Raw genomic sequence first — 15,622 nt, 5'->3', positions numbered from 1 at the left:
CGGTTTCCGTGGCGATGCGGTTGACCTCGTCCGTGCTGCGGTTGATTTCCTCAGACGCTGCGGATTGCTCCTCACTTGCCGTGGCGATGGCCCGCACCTGGTCGGCGGTCTCCTCAACAATCCCCACGATGACGCGCAGGGTATCGCCGGCCTTCTTGGCGAGTTCCGTGGTGGTCGCCACTGTCTCGGCTGTGGAGTTCATCCCCTTGATATTGTTCTGCGTGCCTTCCTGAATGGCGGACACGGCGTCGCCCACTTCCTTGGTGGCGGTCATGGTCTTTTCCGCCAGCTTGCGGACTTCGTCCGCGACAACGGCGAATCCTCGGCCAGCTTCACCAGCGCGGGCCGCCTCAATGGCTGCGTTCAGGGCAAGAAGATTGGTTTGGTCCGCAATGTCGGTAATGACGTTCATAATCTTGCCAATATCTTCGGCCTGAGTGCCAAGCTCGTTGAGGCCTTCCACCATCTGTTCGGCTTCGCCCTGCAGGCGGTCGATGCTGGTGACAACCTCGTCCACCACACGTCCGCCCTCTTCGGCGTTGCGTCTGGCGTCCTCGGCGCTTTCTGCGGTCTTGCCTGCGTTGCTGGCGACCTCCAGCACCGATGCGTTCATCTGCTCCATGGCGGTTGCGGCCTCGGTGGTCCGCTCGCGCTGCTGCTCGGAGCCGCGGCTGGATTCCTCAATCTGCGAGGCAAGCTGCTCGGAAGCGGAGGTGACGCGGCTGACAATGTCCGACAGCTGGCTGGCCGCCTGCAACATGCCCTCGCGCTTGGCGTTCTCGGCCTGCGTCCGGGCTTCTTCGGCCTCCTGCAGGGCCACGTTGGCCTTAGCGCTCTGCTCTTCGGCCATTTCCGTCTTTTCATCAGCGGTCTTGATAAGGTCCGTCAGGTTTTCCACCATGCGGGCCAAAGCGTTGAACAGGGTCAGCAGTTCGCCGCCAAAGCCCCGGGCATCGGGCATGGAATCAAAGTGCCCGGCGGAAATATCCTCTGCCGCGTTCACAAGCAGACCGATGGGCTTGGAGATACTGCGCGCCACGAAGAGCACGATGAGCACCACAAGGGCGACCGCGCCAATGGAAAGGAACGCACTCAGCACCATAAAGGCCCGCACATCGGCAAAGACCTTATCCGTCGGCAGCGCAAGGCCGATGGACCACGGCGTGCTCACGCCAGCGATATTGATCGGCTCGAAGAGGTATTCATATTCCTCCCCGTCCAGCGGAGACTCGATATGCTTGACCCAGCGGTCGCCGTTTTTGATGGCGGCCAGCAGTTCGGCGTGCACGTCTTCCGGGAACACTTCGGTGATGCTCTTGTTGCCGAACTTGGGATCCTGGTGCCCCACCAGCTTGCCGCCGTTGGAGACAACCATGGCGTAGCCGGTGCCAAAGGGCTTGATATCCTCCACCATGCGCTGGAACGCGCCGATGGTGAAGTCGATGCCGACAATGCCGATAAAGGTGCCGTTTTTGATCATGGGCACACTGATTGTGGCCAGAATTTCATCAACAACAGTGGTGGTGTACGGTTCAGTCAACACCGGGCGGCGGGAGTCGCGCGGGCCCATGTACCACGCGCGCGTTTCGCCGGGATTGTACTGGATGAGGTCTTCGGCAGCGATGCCGCCGTCCTTGCGGTAGAAGTACGGGCCGTAACGGCCGTCCGGGCCGTACCACGGACGCACGCCGATATAGTCGGCATCGCGCCCATCAAGGGCATTGGGTTCAAACACCGCCTGAATGCCGTAGAATGTGGGATCGGAGAGGGTGACCTTTTTTTGCACCTCGTCCACGATGTCACGGTTCACAGCGGCCTTATGTTCGGTCATGGCGATAAAGGCGGCGGCTGTTGCGGCGGAAGCATCCAGCGCCTTTTCGATGTTGTTCTTCACCTGATTGCCGTAGCGTGCAGCCATCTGTTGCGCCATGGACATGGCACTTTCCTCGGCCATGGTCTGCGTGCGCTGCTGCACCACAAAGGTATACACGGCAAGGATAAGAATCATGGCCGAACAAATGCTCACGCCAATCTTCAAGCCAATCTTCATGTTCCTGAACATGCACGCCTCCAGCGCTGGATGTCTGAATAAAAAAGATGAGGTATAGGTGAATATACATCATCCACGGGACTTTTCACAAGTAGTGATGCAATTTGGAACGAGATTGGCCGACTTTACTATTTATTTCGGCTCATTGCGTTCCGGAAGGGTGCGGGGAAGGGAAATGGTAAAGATGACGGTGCCATTTTGCTGTTCGAAGGACAAATGCCCGCCAAGATTCTTTAAGTTGCGAAAACTCACGGCCAAACTCTGGGAGCCTTCCTCGCCATCGAAGGGCAGGAGCAGAAGTTCATTCTTTTTGGCCAGTTCCGCGCCGCCGGGGGCGGTTACCGTGAACACCACAGCCACATGCCCCGCAATGTCGCGCGTCGCGACATCCAGCGTGCCTTTGTGCGACACCGCGCTTTGAATATGGTTCAAAACGTTCACAAAGGTTTCGGTGAGGATGTCTGCGTCGGAATTAATGACGGCGAGGTCGTTATCCAGATTGGTGGTAACGTCCAGCCGCTCCTTGGCGGAAGACCCGGACAGCCGGTCCAGGCAGAAGGTGAGCAGCGCGTTCACTGAACACATCTTGCTTTTGACCGGCACGGGCGCAAGGTAGGAGCTGATGCGGTTCATGAGTTCCTCAATGCGCTGGGTCTCGCTGAGGATGACCTCCACCTCGTCCATGTCCGGGTGTTTTTTGGCCAGCATCCGCGCAAAGCCGCCAAGTGCCATAAGCGGGTTGCGGATTTCATGGGCAAGTTCGTGGGCGATGGCGCCAAGGGTGTTCAGCTTCTCCCGCTGGATGAGCACCTTGTCCAGAAACTGGCGCTCCGTCACGTCGGTGATGAGGCCTTGCACGCGGGGGCCGAGTTCGGCGTCGTCGTCTGTCTCAATGGAATGGGCGTGCAGGTACAGCTGATAGCCGTCCTTATGCTCAAAGCGGAAATCCTGCGTAAAGCTCCCGGTCTCAAAGGCCTGCTGCAGCGCGGCAAGCAGGGCCTCGCGGTCCTCTTCGGCGGCGTTGTCCACCAGCCAGCGCGGCGCGCCCGTGGCCTCGGCAGGCGTATAGCCCAGAACGCCTTCGCAGGTGGCGTTGATAAAATCCAGCGTCAGGTCCGGCGTCAGGGAAAAAATGATGATAGGCAGATTTTGAATAAGATGCTGGTAGCGGTTTTGGGCGCGGCGCACTTCCTCGCGCAGGTCCTTGCGCTCCATGCAGTTGCGGATGGTCTGCTCAAGGATGTCAAAATTGATGATGGGCTTGGTGATGTAATCCCACGCCCCGGCCTTGAAGGCGCTGATGGCGTCGCTGATGTCCGCTTTGGCGGAGACGATAATCACCGGGGTATCCGGCGTATGCTCCTGAATGCGTTCCAGCACTTCCAGCCCATTCATTCCCGGCAGTCCCATATCCAGCAGCACAAGGTCCGGCAATTCGCGCTTGAAGACCTCCACGCCGCTTGGTCCGTCTTCGGCCTCCAGCATTTCGTAGCCGCTGTCGCCCAGCCAATCCACGATGGACTCGCGCACACGTATTTCATCTTCCACACTCAGGATGCGGACAACGCGCCGTTCGGTCATGATGCCGCCTCCTCACTGCGCGCGGGAACAGGCAGCACCACCGCAAAGGTGTTCAGCCCGTCGCCATGCTCGTACCATACCTTCCCGCCGTGCAGTTCCACAATTTGCCGCACAAAATACAGCCCGTGCCCTGTGCCCGCCTGCTCTGTGGAATTCTGGCCGCGGTAGCCTGCTTCAAAAAGCTGGGCAGCGTCCGCCTCCGCAACGGGATTGCCCGACGAGCCAACACGGAAGCATACCCCGTCGGCGTCCGCACCAAAGGCTTCGGGGAGATGGTGCCACCCCACCACGAGGCGCTTGCCGGACTCGTCCACCTCCTCGGCATATTTGGCCGCGTTGGAGAACAGGTTGGAGAACACCTGCGCCATAAGCCCGACGTCGACCTGAAGATGCAGCGCCCTGTCTGGCGCCTTCTGCTCGCCCCGCTCCACACGGATGGCGTTCTCGCGGAAACGGCCCGCGTTTTGGGCAAGCTGTGGGTCAATGATCATGGACGGCAGATGGCAGGTCCGGCGCTCCAACACATAGTGCCCTTTTTCAAAATGGCTCTGGCGCAGCAGGGTTTCCAGATAGAGGCTGGTCTGCTCATAGTGGCGGGCAATTTCGTCGTACTGGTCCAGCAGGTTCTGATGCACCTTGTGCAGCTCATCGCTGTCGCCGCACTCCGGCACCACCAGTTCGCCCAGCTCGTCAATGCGCCGCCGCAGGCGGTTAAAATAGAGCTTAAAGTACATATTCGGCACAATGACGTTGTGCCCGATGTCCTTCACCAAGTTGCGGATAAACTGCAAGTGGTCATGATTGGCGCCATGAATCATGCGCAGGTGCTGTTGAAAACCGATGCGGTTGGCGAATTTTTCCAAAAAGAGTTGATCCTGTGGCGTGAGTTTGCCCTTGGGGTCCACCTCCAAGTAGCCGATGACGTCATCCTTGGGGGCAAAGGGAAGTTGGTCGATGAAACGGCGGTTGCCCCGGATGGGGGCGCAGAACCGCCCCTGCAGGCAGGAGGGGACAGTCGGGAGGTGATTTGTTGCCCTGCAGACGGCGTCCTCCTGCGGCATGGTGGAGTACGCGCACTCCAGCTCCGAGGACGGCGTCAGCAAAAACAGCGCCGCGTCAAAGCCGAGGATAACCTTGGGCACCATCACGCACACGGCGTGGAAGTCCTCCTCGGATTCAAACTCCTGCACAAGGTCAAAAAAGATGTTCAGGGTCCGGCTTTGGGCGGGCGGGAACTCATAGCGGCGGTAGTCCTCCACTTTTTGGAGCACCCGCATCCGTATGTGGTCCTCCAGCGCCGCACCCGAAAGGCGGCCCCCGCACTCGGGGGCACCGGCGCGGTCTTCGGCGGGCGCGTGGTCGTTCTTGTGTTTGTCGGCCATGGCGTATCCGATTCGTTGGGGAGTGCTCACACAAGTCGCGTAAACTACGACGCTCCCGCATTGTGGCACATTAAACCGAAAATTCAAGCACCTTTCCCGAAGCCAATGCGGCAGAAGGGATATGTGCGCCCACAAAATCTGCATACATCACTATAAAAGGGTTGACTCCTATAGAGGATTATATCTAGTTTCCATCTTCATCACGTAAAGCCAAACCCGTTGCGAGACGGGGACGGAAAGCCACGGGACTCGTGCCAACGAGTAAGCCGGGTTGCTGCAAGCGGCCAGTCGCGCACTGGCCCCGTCCCTTCGTACGGCCTGCTGGCCGTTTTTTTGTGGAGCGTCGCTGGTAACGGGCAGGGTACAGGAAAGAGACCGGAACGGTCCGGCCGAAGAGAGGATCAGATGTCCCGAATCGACGTTAATGTCGTCAACCCGTTTCTGACGGGCGTGCAGGATGTGCTTGGCACCATGGCGCGCGTCACCGCCCAGCCCGGGCGCCCGTACATCAAACGCGACCACACAGCGCGCGGCAGTGTTACTGGCCTTATCGACCTCAAGGGCGACAAGCCCGGAACCATCGCCGTCACATTTTGCGAGCGCGCGGCCTGCGAAATCGCCGGACGCATGCTGGGCGAGCGCTTCGAAGTGCTCAACGCTGATGTCTGTGACGCCGTGGGCGAAATCACGAACATGATTTCCGGCCAAGCCCGTCAGGGTCTGGCCGCAAACGGCAGCAGCTACAAGGCGGGCATTCCCTCCATCCTGCGCGGCTCGGACCATATCATCCAGCATTGTAGCGACGGCCCCATCCTTGCGCTGGCCTTTACCACCATGTTTGGCGAAGTCACGGTTGAAGTCTGCTTTGGCGAACGGCTGGAAGCCTGCATGTCCAACCCGAGGAACTAACCTCCGCTTCTGGCAACCGCTCACAGGCCCCCGCTCATTGGCCGCCGCGCCACACATTCGCCAGCACCCGCTTTCCGCAGTCGCACCCGATTTTCTCTTCTTCTCGCGCCTTCTCCGCCTCCGTCCCACCAGACGCTCCGCGCCCGGCCTCGACGCCAAAGCGCGCCGCGCAGCTGCATTATGCGCCGCCGCTACGCCCGCCCGCCGCATGCCCGGCGTCTGCCGTTGGGGCCACTCCTGTCTCGCTAGTGCCAAAGCCCAGAGGGCACACCCGAGCTCACAAAAAACACGCCCAGCGCAGCCGTATCGGCGCGGTGGGCGTGTTCTTGTTCACGTCTGCAGACGCTGTGGCGGGGCGGCGCCTGTGCGGGACCGCTAAGGAACGTCGGCCTCTTCCCACGACACAGCCTCCAGCCCTTCCAGCTGGAGCAGGTCGCCCAAAATCTGGGCCCGCGGGATGTCATCCTTGGACATCAGGCGCAGGCGGTAGGTGGTCAGTCCGTCCTTCACATTCTTTTGCAGATTCACGGTGTGGATTTGGACGCCATGCATCTCAAGGACGTTGCGGATGTGCTTGAGCGTGGTCACCGGACAATGGCACGAGACAGTCAGCAGGGAAAACAAATCGTGGGGGATGGTGCGCGTCAGCTTGTGCCCAATGCCCGACAACAGGCTCAGACTCACCAGCGTGACCATCACCGCGGGCGAATAAAACCCCGCGCCGCAGCACAGGCCAATGCCCGTCACCATCCACAGGCTGGCGGCCGTGGTGAGCCCGCGAACCGTGCCGCGCCCCTTAATGATAGCCCCCGCGCCCAGAAAACCCATACTCGCAATGGCGTAGGACGCAATGCGCGAGGGGTCCAGACGCACAACACTGGCCTGCGTCAGATGGCGGTACATGACCTCCATCTCCACGGACAGCTGCATCATCAGGCACGCGCCAAGGGCCACGAGAATATTGGTGCGGAAGCCCGCAGCCTGCCCGTGGGCCTCGCGTTCCCATCCGATGGCCCCGCCAAGAATGACGGCCAGCACGATTTTGCCGAACTGTTCGCCCAGATTCATCACGTCCGGCGTCAACAGACCAAGAACATCCATAAACTCTACTCCACCTCGAATTCCGCGGCGCAATGCGCAGTGTCACCATCTTGTAACATACCACTATTCCACGCAGAGCCAAAGCGCAAGCTCGCCCGCTCCGTCAGAGCGCGGCGCCCCTTGGCCCGCGGGCAATTCGGCGAACCAGAGCACATGGGGCGCACGGCTCAAGGCCAGCGCGCCATCACAAGCCAAGCTTAGGACAGCCACAAGGGAACAGAGGCATTGGCCGCATTCAGCGCGCGGTCCAGCTCATACCAGCGGGGTTCATAGCGGGCCACAAGGGCCCAGAAGCTTTGGGAATGGTTCATGTGCCGGGTATGGCACAACTCATGGATGAGAACATACCGCGCCAGCTCGCGCGGCAGAAACAGCAGGGTCCAGTTCAGGCTGATGGTGCCGCGCACGGAACAGCTTCCCCACCGGGTGCGCTGGCCGCGCACCTGCGCGCGCTCAAAAGGCAGACCAAGCTCGGCAGAGAGCTCGCGCAACCATGGCACCAGTACGGCGCGGCCACGGGCCTGCAACCAACGGCGCACAGCAGCGCGGGCGCCCTCGTTGCCGTCGCGCCCCGTGGTGACAAGCAGCCGCCCCGGCCCGCTTTGCCGCACGCGCGAGGTTGGCGTCTCCCGCTCCACAAATTCCAACCGCCACGTTTCGTCCACGGCGCACAGATGCAGGGCATCCGGCGCGGCAACAGGCGCGCCGGGCACAATGCCCCGCCGCTCCAGCCGCGCAAACGTCTGGCGAAGCCACTGCGCCTTGTCCGCGACAATGCCCGGCACGCGCGAGGTATCAAACCCGCGCGGCACAACAATCTCAAGGCCGCTGCGCGGCGTCACACGCAGGATTACGCGCTTGGCGCGGGCACTCTCTCGGACCGTATAGTCCGGCAGCGGCGTGGGGGATGGCGTTTGAGCTTTGGGCATGGCGACGTTGTAGGGTTGCCGTTGGCGGCGTGGGGGAAAGAAGCCATCTCAGGCAGACGGCATGAAAGGCAAAAACGTGAAAAAGAGCCAAAGAGGTGCGCTCATCTGGGCGGCGCGCCCAAGGCGCGGCAAGGAACCGAGTCGTGCGAAGACGGCTCCCGCCCCGGGCGCGGGCAACGCAGGCATGCGCCGCCCGACAACGGCCCGGTGGGAATATATGTTGCGTCAGGACCGCCTAGCGGCCACAGCACTTCTTGAATTTTTTACCGCTGCCGCAGGGGCACGGGTCGTTACGGCCAACTTTTGGTTCCTCACGGCGCACCGTGGGATTGCCGCGCACGCGGCCGTCAGTGTACACCCACGCGCCGTCCTCACGCTCAAAAAAGCTGAGTTCGGTGTGCTCGTGGCGCACGCCGCCCTGCTCGTAAGTGGCGGTGAATTCCACTTCGCCGATGTTGTCATCCGGGCCGCCGTCCTTGGTGGAATGGACGGTCAGCCCCACCCAGGTGCTGGTCTCCGCCCATTCGCGCACGGCCTCGGGGTCGTGGTGGGGGCGCTTTTTGGCGCACAGGGTGTCGTACAGATAGTCCAGCGCGCCGTTACAGTAGGCGCTGTAGCGGGCGCGCATCAGCGCCTCGGCAGTGGCGGGAACTTCAGCGCCGATGATATACGGCTCACAGCAGGCAGCGAAGCCCTTTCCCGACCCGCAGGGGCAATTGGTCTGACTCATTCGGTGGTTCCTTTTTCGCCCGCCTGCCCGGCCTGAAAGGCCGCCGCGGTTTCCGCAGCCAGCGCTTCCATGCCGTCCTTTTCAAGCGGAGCGACATCTGTAAGAAAAGCTATGATAAATCGTGCGCCATCACTGGAGAGTGACACCTTGGTCTCGGTGGTGTACGCCGCCAAGGCGGCCTCCAAGTGTTCGACGTAGGCGGCAAGAGATGCTACCTGCGCCTCGAAGGACACCTCAAGACGAAAAAACGCCAGCGCGGCGTCCATGGGAAAACGCTGTATGGCAACACGTGGTCCGTCAGGCACTATTCCCCCAGCGGACGCAGGGTAGGCGCTTCGTGCCCATGATGGCAGGCGTGGCCGTCTTCGTCGTGATGGTCGCAAATTTCGGCGTTGTCCTCGACTTCGCCAGCCAACCACTTGGCCACGATGTCCTCAACGGAGCCATCGCAACCACGCAGTACCTGTATGCCGACACCGGCCAGCTTGTCCACCGCGCCCTGGCCCATGTTGCCAGCCAGCATCACGGTGACGCCGTCGGCAGCCAGCAGGTCAGCGACGTTGGACTTGCAGCCGCAGCCCTCGGGAGCGTCCACACGCGTTGTGGCGCTCACAGCCTTGGCGGCCTCGTCCACGGTCACAACCGTAAAATATTCGCAGTGGCCAAAGTGGCTGTCCACAACGGCAACATTGTCGACGGTCTTGGTCGGAAGCGCTATTTTCATGTGTCATCTCCTGATAGTCATGAAGGTGTAAGGCCCCTTTGGGCCTGCATAAGGGATAAAGGTAGATATGCAATGCTCAAAGTCAACAACAATTGCCAGATTTCCGATGGGGAAATAGGATTTGAAACCTCGCGGTCCGGCGGTCCCGGCGGGCAGCACGTCAACAAAGTGGAAACCCGCGTCACGGCCGTCTTTGACGTGGCGGCCTCCGAAAGCCTGACCCCAGACCAAAAGGCGCGCATTATGACGCGCCTTGGCTCGCGCCTCGACAGCCGGGGCGTGCTGCGCGTCAGCGTCAGCGACACCCGAAGCCAACAGCGCAACAAGGCCCTCGCCCTCGAACGCCTTGCTGAAATCCTGCGCGAGGCCCTTGTCACCCAAAAAAAACGCCGCAACACCCGCCCCACCCTCGCCTCACGCCGCCGCCGGGTGGACAGCAAGAAGAAACGCGGCGCCATAAAAAAACTGCGCCGACGGGTGGATTCGGAGTAGGCGCGTTTCCACGTCAAGGGGCCATGCGCGACGCCAAGCAGCATGGGGTGCCCTCTTTTAGCGCGTGTAAAAAAGCCCCCGCAACGGTGTTGCGGGGGCTTTGCCAGCGATAGTGTCCGGTCTGTTAGGACCTAGCAGAACTGTCGCAGGAAACGCGTGTCGTTCTCGAAGAACATGCGCAGGTCGCCGATGCCGTGCTTGAGCATGGCGACTCGCTCAATACCGAGACCGAAAGCGAAACCGGTGTAGACTTCGGGGTCGTACCCCACGGCCTTGAAGACCTCGGGGTCGACCATGCCGCAGCCGAGGATTTCAACCCAGCCGGTCTGCTTGCAGACGCGGCAAGGCTCGCCATCGACTTCACCGGTGCCGCCACACATCACACAGCTGATATCTACTTCCGCGCTCGGTTCAGTGAACGGGAAGAAGCTGGGACGGAAGCGCACTTCGGTATCCGTACCGAAAATCTGGCGCACGAACGACGTCAGCGTGCCGCGAAGGTCGGCCATGCTCACGTTGTGGTCCACAAGCAATCCTTCGATCTGGTGGAACATGGGCGTGTGCGTCAGGTCGGAGTCGCGGCGGTAGACCCTGCCGGGCGCGATGACCGCCACAGGCGGCTTGCGCTTCAGCATGGTCCGAACCTGCAACGGCGAGGTATGCGTCCTGAGCAGCACCTGATCCGTGATGTACAGGGTATCCTGCATATCGCGGGCGGGATGCTCGGGGGGCAAGTTCAGAGCCTCGAAGTTGTAGAAGTCGGTTTCGACTTCGGGGCCGGTGACCACCTCGAATCCCAAGCCGCCGAACACGGAGCAAATGTCCTCCATGACGGTGGTAATGGGGTGCAAGGACCCCATCTCGGGAGTGCGGCCGGGCATGGTGGGGTCAAAGGTCGCCATGGCGGCGTCCTCTTTCTCCTGTGCCAGGGCCTTTTCGCGGGCGTCAAACAGATCGGTAAGCTCGGTCTTGACCAGGTTACCGGTCTTGCCCGCCTCGGGGCGGTCTTCGGCGGAAAGGTCGCGCAGGCCGGCGAGCAGTGTCGCCAACTGGCCCTTGCGGCCCAGGAACTTCACACGAAGTTCCTCCAGGGCCTCAGCAGAACCGGCCTGATCAAGCTCGTCCTTAAAGGACGGGATCAGCGCCTTGAGTTCATCTATGAGCTTCTTTCCTGCGTCAGACATGATTAACCGAGCTTGGCTTTTGCGATCTCTGCCACCTTGGCGAAGGCAGCCTTCTCACGAACGGCGAGGTCGGCCAGAACCTTACGGTTCAGCTCCACACCGGCCAGCTTCAGGCCATGCATGAACTTGCTGTAGGACATGCCGTGCTCGCGGGCAGCGGCATTGATACGCATGATCCACAGCTTGCGGAACTCGCGCTTGCGGACCTTACGGTCGCGGTAAGCGTACACGAGTGCGCGTTCGACGGTCTCACGGGCGGTGGTGTACAGCGCATGGCGTGCACCGCGGTAGCCCTTGGCCATCTTCAAATATTTCTTATGACGTCTTTTGGCGTTAACGCCTCTTTTGACTCTCATCGTTCCTTTCCTCCTTTACCCTACCCCCAAGGTTACCCCGGTACGGCAGGGAGAACGATTTACAGGATGTTGTGTTGTAAAACGGTCGTCAGACTAGTTCAGCGCGGGAACCATGCGCTTCACGGCTTTCTCGTTGGTCGAATCAACGAGAGAGCCCTGACCCAGACGGCGCTTACGCTTGGCGCTCTTCTTGGTCAGGATGTGGCGCAGACCCTGCTTGCGACGGCGGATCTTGCCGGAACCAGTCTTGGTGAAACGCTTGGCAGCGCTTCTGTTGGTCTTAATCTTAGGCATTGTTGTCTCCTTAGCTGTGGAAAGCACACAAACAGCGGTCCCCGCGAGGTGGCAGGAACCGCCGAGCGTTTTCCTATTCCGGACATATCGCGTGGCCGACAGGCGGCCTTGGCGTCGTTACGTGCGGAGGATTACGGCTTCTTGGCCAGCGGTGCAACCAGAAGACTCATGACACGGCCTTCGGAGCGGGGCTGCTGCTCGACACGTGCGATGTCGGATACAGCCTCGACCATGCGTTCAAGCATCATGAGACCACGATCCTTGTGCACGATCTCTCGCCCTCGGAAGAACACGGTCACCTTCACACGGTCGCCAGCTTCGAGGAAGCGGCGGACGTGCTTGAGCTTGGTGTTGAAATCATGCTCGTCCGTCTTGGGGCGAACCTTGATTTCCTTGATCTGGACGACGGACTGTTTTTTCCGGGCAGCCTGCAATTTCTTCTGCTGCTCGTACTTATACTTGCCAAAGTCCATGATCTTGCAGACCGGCGGCTTGGCATTAGGTGCCACTTCCACCAGATCCAGCCCAAGTTCTTGGGCCATCCGCAGGGCCTCATCAGTCGGCAAAACACCGGCCTGCTCTCCGTCAGCGCCGATCAACCGCACTTCGCGTGCGCGAATCTGCCTGTTACACCGGGCACGAATAGCTGCTGAAGCTATAGCTCATTCCTCCGCGTTTGAATGGTTCCAGGCTATCTGCCTGAACCATGTTTACAGCCTCCTCCAGGGTCTTAAGCCCCAGATTCTCTCCCCGAAGACGTACATTGACGCCTCCGGACTCTACTTCCTTGTCTCCCACGACAAGAATGTATGGCACCTTTTCAAGCTGCGCTTCGCGCACCTTGTAGCCGAGCTTTTCATTACGCAAATCCGCCTCCACACGAATTCCCCGTGCCTTGAGGAACTTGCGTGCCTCAACGGCGAAATCGTGCTGAGCGTCAGTGACGGTCAGGATGCGGGCTTGCTCCGGAGCGAGCCACGTGGGGAACGCGCCGGCGTAGTGCTCGGTCAGGACACCGATGAAACGCTCCACCGAACCCATGATGGCTCTGTGGACCATGACCGGACGATGTCTCTCACCATCCTCGCCGATGTAAACCATGTCAAATCGTTCTGGCAAGGTGAAATCGACCTGAATTGTAGAACACTGCCATTCACGGCCGAGACAATCGTGCAGTTTCACATCAATCTTGGGCCCGTAGAACGCACCGTCGCCTTCGTTGATTTCATATGGCAGCCCCATGCTGTCCATTGCTTCACTCAGGGCGGTGGTGGCGCGCTCCCAGTCCTCGGCGGAACCGATGGACTTCTCCGGGCGCGTGCTCAGTTCCATAGTATACTCAAAGTCAAACAGACCCATCAAGTCCTGGATCCACTTCATCACGTCCTTGATCTCGTCCTGAAGCTGGTCGGGACGGCAAATGACGTGCGCATCGTCCTGAGTAAACTGGCGAACACGCAGCAATCCGTGCAGCACGCCGGACTTCTCGTGGCGGTGCACCACGCCGAACTCAAAATAGCGCTTCGGCAGGTCGCGGTAGCTGCGCAGATGGGAGTTGTAGATAAGCATGTGCGCAACACAGTTCATGGGCTTCACGCCGTAGGGCTGGTCGTCGATCTCCGTGAAGTACATGTTCTCACGGTAGTTGTCGTAGTGACCGGAAGCCTCCCACAGTTCCCGCTTCAGGATCTGGGGGGTGCGCACGATATCATAGTCGCGGCGAAGCATCTCGCGCGAGACAAAGTCTTCAAGGATAGTGCGGAGCAGAGCGCCCTTGGGGTGCCAGTAGGCCATGCCCGAGCCGCCACGCTCCTGAAAGCTGAACAGGTCCAGCTGGGGACCCAGCTTTCTGTGGTCGCGCTTTTTCGCTTCCTCAATCTGCTTGAGGTGCTTTTTCAGGTCCTTCTCGTTCGCAAAGGCGGTGCCATAGATGCGCTGGAGCATCTTGTTATTCTCATCGCCTCGCCAGTATGCACCGGCGCAATTGGTCAGCTTGAAGGCCTTGAGGAAGCGGGTGGACGGGATGTGCGGGCCACGGCACAGGTCAACAAAGTCGCCCTGGCTGTAGATGGAAAATTCTTCACCACCCAGATCATCCATAATCTCGCCCTTGTAGGTCTCGCCCATGCCGTCAAAAAGCTCTTTGGCTTCGGCCTTGGGGAGCACCTTGCACGAGAAGGCATGATCCGCGGCAATAATCTTGCGCATCTCGGCCTCGATGGCTTCGAGGTCCTCAGGTGTGAATGCGCGTTCGAAGTCGAAATCGTAGTAGAAACCGTTCTCAATGGCGGGACCGATGGTCACCTTCGCGGACGGGAAAAGACGCTTCACGGCCTCGGCCATGATGTGGGCCGCGCTGTGGCGGATAACGTCCAGACCTTCGGGGGTGTCATCGTATACAGGAATGAGAGCGGTGTCGGTCTCGGTGAGTTCGTGGCTCAGGTCCAGGGTGACGTCGCCGGACTTACACGCGACGACTTTTTTGAACTTCTTGCCGGAGAGGGCCTCTTTGAGGGCTTCTCCGCACGTCTTCCCTGCCTGTGCCTCCACTGCCTTGTCGGCAACCAAAACCTGCACGTCACTGCTCCTTTCTTTGGATGAAGTTCCCGCCTACAATGCGGACCACTCCAGATGTTCGGGTTCCCGCCTACAGTGCGGACCACCCATTTTCAGGACACCAATAGCAATAAAGGGAGACCCATAGAGGCCTCCCTTTGTGATTTCGAATGGTAGGCCCGAGCAGATTTGAACTGCTGACCCCTTGCGCGTCAAGCAAGTGCTCTCCCCCTGAGCTACGGGCCTATTCGTGGTTCGTCGTTGCGAACGAGGTACTCTCTACAGAGACGCCACCCCGCCGTCAAGGATATTTTGAAAAAAAGTCGCTTTTTTTGGCCTCTGGCAGCGCCTCTTTTCACCCCACGCGCGCAATATCCCAATATTACACTCTTTTTCCAAAGAGCGCATCCTCCGGATTTTTTACCCTTCCTCGCAGCCCCTTGGAATGGTGCACCTTCTCCTCCTTCGCTCGCCCAAATATCCCGCCACGGCGCCACGTTTTCCCCGGACATTTGCGCGCACGCCGTGCATCGGCTACCGTGGCGCTATCTCGCGTATCGTCAGCACCGTACCAGACCACGAGGCCAGCATCCATGCCGTCCATTATCTATAGTATAATCACACCCAGCACCGGTGCGCGTCCCCGCGCTCTCTTCGCCGCCATCGCCAGCGTCGCCACAGCCCATCAGGCTCTCACCGCGACCGATGCCCCCGACGCGCGCATCGAAATGCTCGTCGGTTACGACGGCGTCACCGGCCCCCGCGTTGCCCCAGACGGCGCGCCCGCGCCGGACTTCGTCCGCTTCTACGACCTCCCACGCGACGGCGACTACGGCAACGCCGTACGTCACGCGCTCCTTCGCGCCAGCCGCGGCACGCACGTCATCTTCCTCGACGACGACAACGCCCTCACGTCAGACGCCCTGCGCATTCACTACGCGGCCCGTCACGCCGACCTGCACATCGCGCCAATTGACACGTCCCGCGCCTTCCCCAATGTGCCCCAGCTGCCCGTACACGACCCCGACAAGCCCCTCGTGCGCCCCACAAACATCGACCCCCTCTGCATCTGCGCCACACGCGACCTCGTCGTCACCCGCTGCGGCGGGTGGACCAGCACCGGCGGCTACGAAGCCGACTACGTCAATATTCTCAAGTACTCCCGCCGCGCACACTCCACCATCGTCTCGGACGCCATCGTCGGCATCTACGACGCCGGAAACGGACTCGACAGCACCGGCGTCAACTGGCGACAAGCCGCCAAAGAAAAGAAAGAGTGAAGAGGGCCTCCGGCGGCTCAAGGGTATGAGGTGACTTACAATCTGCCTGATACC

16 protein-coding genes, 1 tRNA gene and 1 riboswitch are annotated in these 15,622 nt (G+C 60.4%); of the genes, 3 read left to right on the top strand and 14 right to left on the bottom strand.

The genetic code is table 11. From position 1 onward, the window contains the following. From ACY69P_RS05920 to ACY69P_RS05910, 3 genes are all read right to left on the bottom strand, one after another. On the bottom strand, window positions 1-2,062 hold a 2,062-nt coding region (locus tag ACY69P_RS05920; protein ID WP_462326860.1), incomplete at its 3' end, for a methyl-accepting chemotaxis protein. Between the two features lie 120 nt (window positions 2,063-2,182). Then, a complete protein-coding gene (locus ACY69P_RS05915) occupies window positions 2,183-3,631 on the bottom strand; it encodes a response regulator (RefSeq protein WP_462326859.1) in 1,449 nt (482 codons plus the stop codon). Next, window positions 3,628-5,013 (bottom strand): sensor histidine kinase, encoded by a 1,386-nt coding sequence (locus ACY69P_RS05910; protein WP_462326858.1) that lies wholly within the window; start codon window positions 5,011-5,013, stop codon window positions 3,628-3,630. Before ACY69P_RS05910 ends, ACY69P_RS05915 begins: the two co-directional genes overlap by 4 nt. 199 nt (window positions 5,014-5,212) lie before the next feature. Beyond that, a riboswitch (cyclic di-GMP riboswitch) is annotated at window positions 5,213-5,292 on the top strand. A 126-nt stretch (window positions 5,293-5,418) separates the two neighbouring features. On the opposite strand from ACY69P_RS05910, the gene ACY69P_RS05905 reads away from it, so the two are divergent. Continuing rightward, window positions 5,419-5,922, top strand: a complete 504-nt coding sequence (locus ACY69P_RS05905; RefSeq protein ID WP_459897671.1) for a chemotaxis protein CheX — start codon at window positions 5,419-5,421, stop codon at window positions 5,920-5,922. 375 nt (window positions 5,923-6,297) lie between these two features. On the opposite strand, the gene ACY69P_RS05900 is transcribed toward ACY69P_RS05905, so the two are convergent. The 5 genes from ACY69P_RS05900 to ACY69P_RS05880 all read right to left on the bottom strand — a co-directional run bounded on the left by ACY69P_RS05900 (window position 6,298) and on the right by ACY69P_RS05880 (window position 9,406). Continuing rightward, window positions 6,298-7,023 carry an MgtC/SapB family protein gene (locus tag ACY69P_RS05900; protein ID WP_404846060.1) on the bottom strand — a complete coding sequence of 242 codons (726 nt, stop codon included), beginning with the start codon at window positions 7,021-7,023 and terminating at the stop codon, window positions 6,298-6,300. 197 nt (window positions 7,024-7,220) lie between these two features. Beyond that, window positions 7,221-7,952 carry a M48 family metallopeptidase gene (locus ACY69P_RS05895; RefSeq protein WP_462326857.1) on the bottom strand — a complete coding sequence of 244 codons (732 nt, stop codon included), beginning with the start codon at window positions 7,950-7,952 and terminating at the stop codon, window positions 7,221-7,223. 235 nt (window positions 7,953-8,187) lie between these two features. Continuing rightward, a complete protein-coding gene (locus tag ACY69P_RS05890; RefSeq protein WP_462326856.1) occupies window positions 8,188-8,682 on the bottom strand; it encodes a YchJ family protein in 495 nt (164 codons plus the stop codon). Further along, complete coding sequence (locus ACY69P_RS05885) at window positions 8,679-8,948, bottom strand: hypothetical protein (RefSeq protein WP_459897665.1); 270 nt, start codon at window positions 8,946-8,948, stop codon at window positions 8,679-8,681. The genes ACY69P_RS05890 and ACY69P_RS05885 overlap by 4 nt, the downstream gene beginning before the upstream one ends. 38 nt (window positions 8,949-8,986) lie before the next feature. Next, window positions 8,987-9,406: a NifB/NifX family molybdenum-iron cluster-binding protein gene (locus ACY69P_RS05880; protein WP_404846064.1), complete on the bottom strand. Its 420-nt coding sequence runs from the start codon at window positions 9,404-9,406 to the stop codon at window positions 8,987-8,989. 72 nt (window positions 9,407-9,478) lie between these two features. On the opposite strand from ACY69P_RS05880, the gene arfB reads away from it, so the two are divergent. Then, window positions 9,479-9,898: an alternative ribosome rescue aminoacyl-tRNA hydrolase ArfB gene (gene arfB, locus ACY69P_RS05875; protein ID WP_462326855.1), complete on the top strand. Its 420-nt coding sequence runs from the start codon at window positions 9,479-9,481 to the stop codon at window positions 9,896-9,898. 131 nt (window positions 9,899-10,029) lie between these two features. Here arfB and pheS read toward each other — a convergent pair whose 3' ends face one another. From pheS to ACY69P_RS05845, 6 genes are all read right to left on the bottom strand, one after another. Then, window positions 10,030-11,082: a phenylalanine--tRNA ligase subunit alpha gene (gene pheS / locus ACY69P_RS05870; protein ID WP_459897661.1), complete on the bottom strand. Its 1,053-nt coding sequence runs from the start codon at window positions 11,080-11,082 to the stop codon at window positions 10,030-10,032. A 2-nt stretch (window positions 11,083-11,084) separates the two neighbouring features. Next, a complete protein-coding gene (rplT, locus tag ACY69P_RS05865; RefSeq protein WP_404846067.1) occupies window positions 11,085-11,438 on the bottom strand; it encodes a 50S ribosomal protein L20 in 354 nt (117 codons plus the stop codon). 93 nt (window positions 11,439-11,531) lie between these two features. Beyond that, window positions 11,532-11,732 carry a 50S ribosomal protein L35 gene (gene rpmI / locus ACY69P_RS05860; protein ID WP_404846068.1) on the bottom strand — a complete coding sequence of 67 codons (201 nt, stop codon included), beginning with the start codon at window positions 11,730-11,732 and terminating at the stop codon, window positions 11,532-11,534. A gap of 131 nt (window positions 11,733-11,863) precedes the next feature. Then, window positions 11,864-12,391, bottom strand: a complete 528-nt coding sequence (gene infC, locus ACY69P_RS05855) for a translation initiation factor IF-3 (RefSeq protein ID WP_404846205.1) — start codon at window positions 12,389-12,391, stop codon at window positions 11,864-11,866. Continuing rightward, window positions 12,360-14,309, bottom strand: coding sequence for a threonine--tRNA ligase (gene thrS / locus ACY69P_RS05850; RefSeq protein WP_459897659.1), 1,950 nt, complete (start codon window positions 14,307-14,309; stop codon window positions 12,360-12,362). Before thrS ends, infC begins: the two co-directional genes overlap by 32 nt. Before the next feature lie 150 nt (window positions 14,310-14,459). Continuing rightward, window positions 14,460-14,534 (bottom strand) — tRNA-Val (locus ACY69P_RS05845). Between the two features lie 347 nt (window positions 14,535-14,881). On the opposite strand from ACY69P_RS05845, the gene ACY69P_RS05840 reads away from it, so the two are divergent. Further along, the gene (locus ACY69P_RS05840) at window positions 14,882-15,568 is read left to right on the top strand and encodes a glycosyl transferase family 2 (RefSeq protein WP_462326854.1); all 687 of its coding nucleotides are present in this window, start codon (window positions 14,882-14,884) and stop codon (window positions 15,566-15,568) included. Window positions 15,569-15,622: the final 54 nt, after the last annotated feature.

The organism is Desulfobaculum sp. (genome assembly GCF_054921475.1).
The sequence above is the reverse complement of the archived record's forward strand: the minus strand, read 5'-3'. Positions and strand labels throughout refer to the sequence as shown.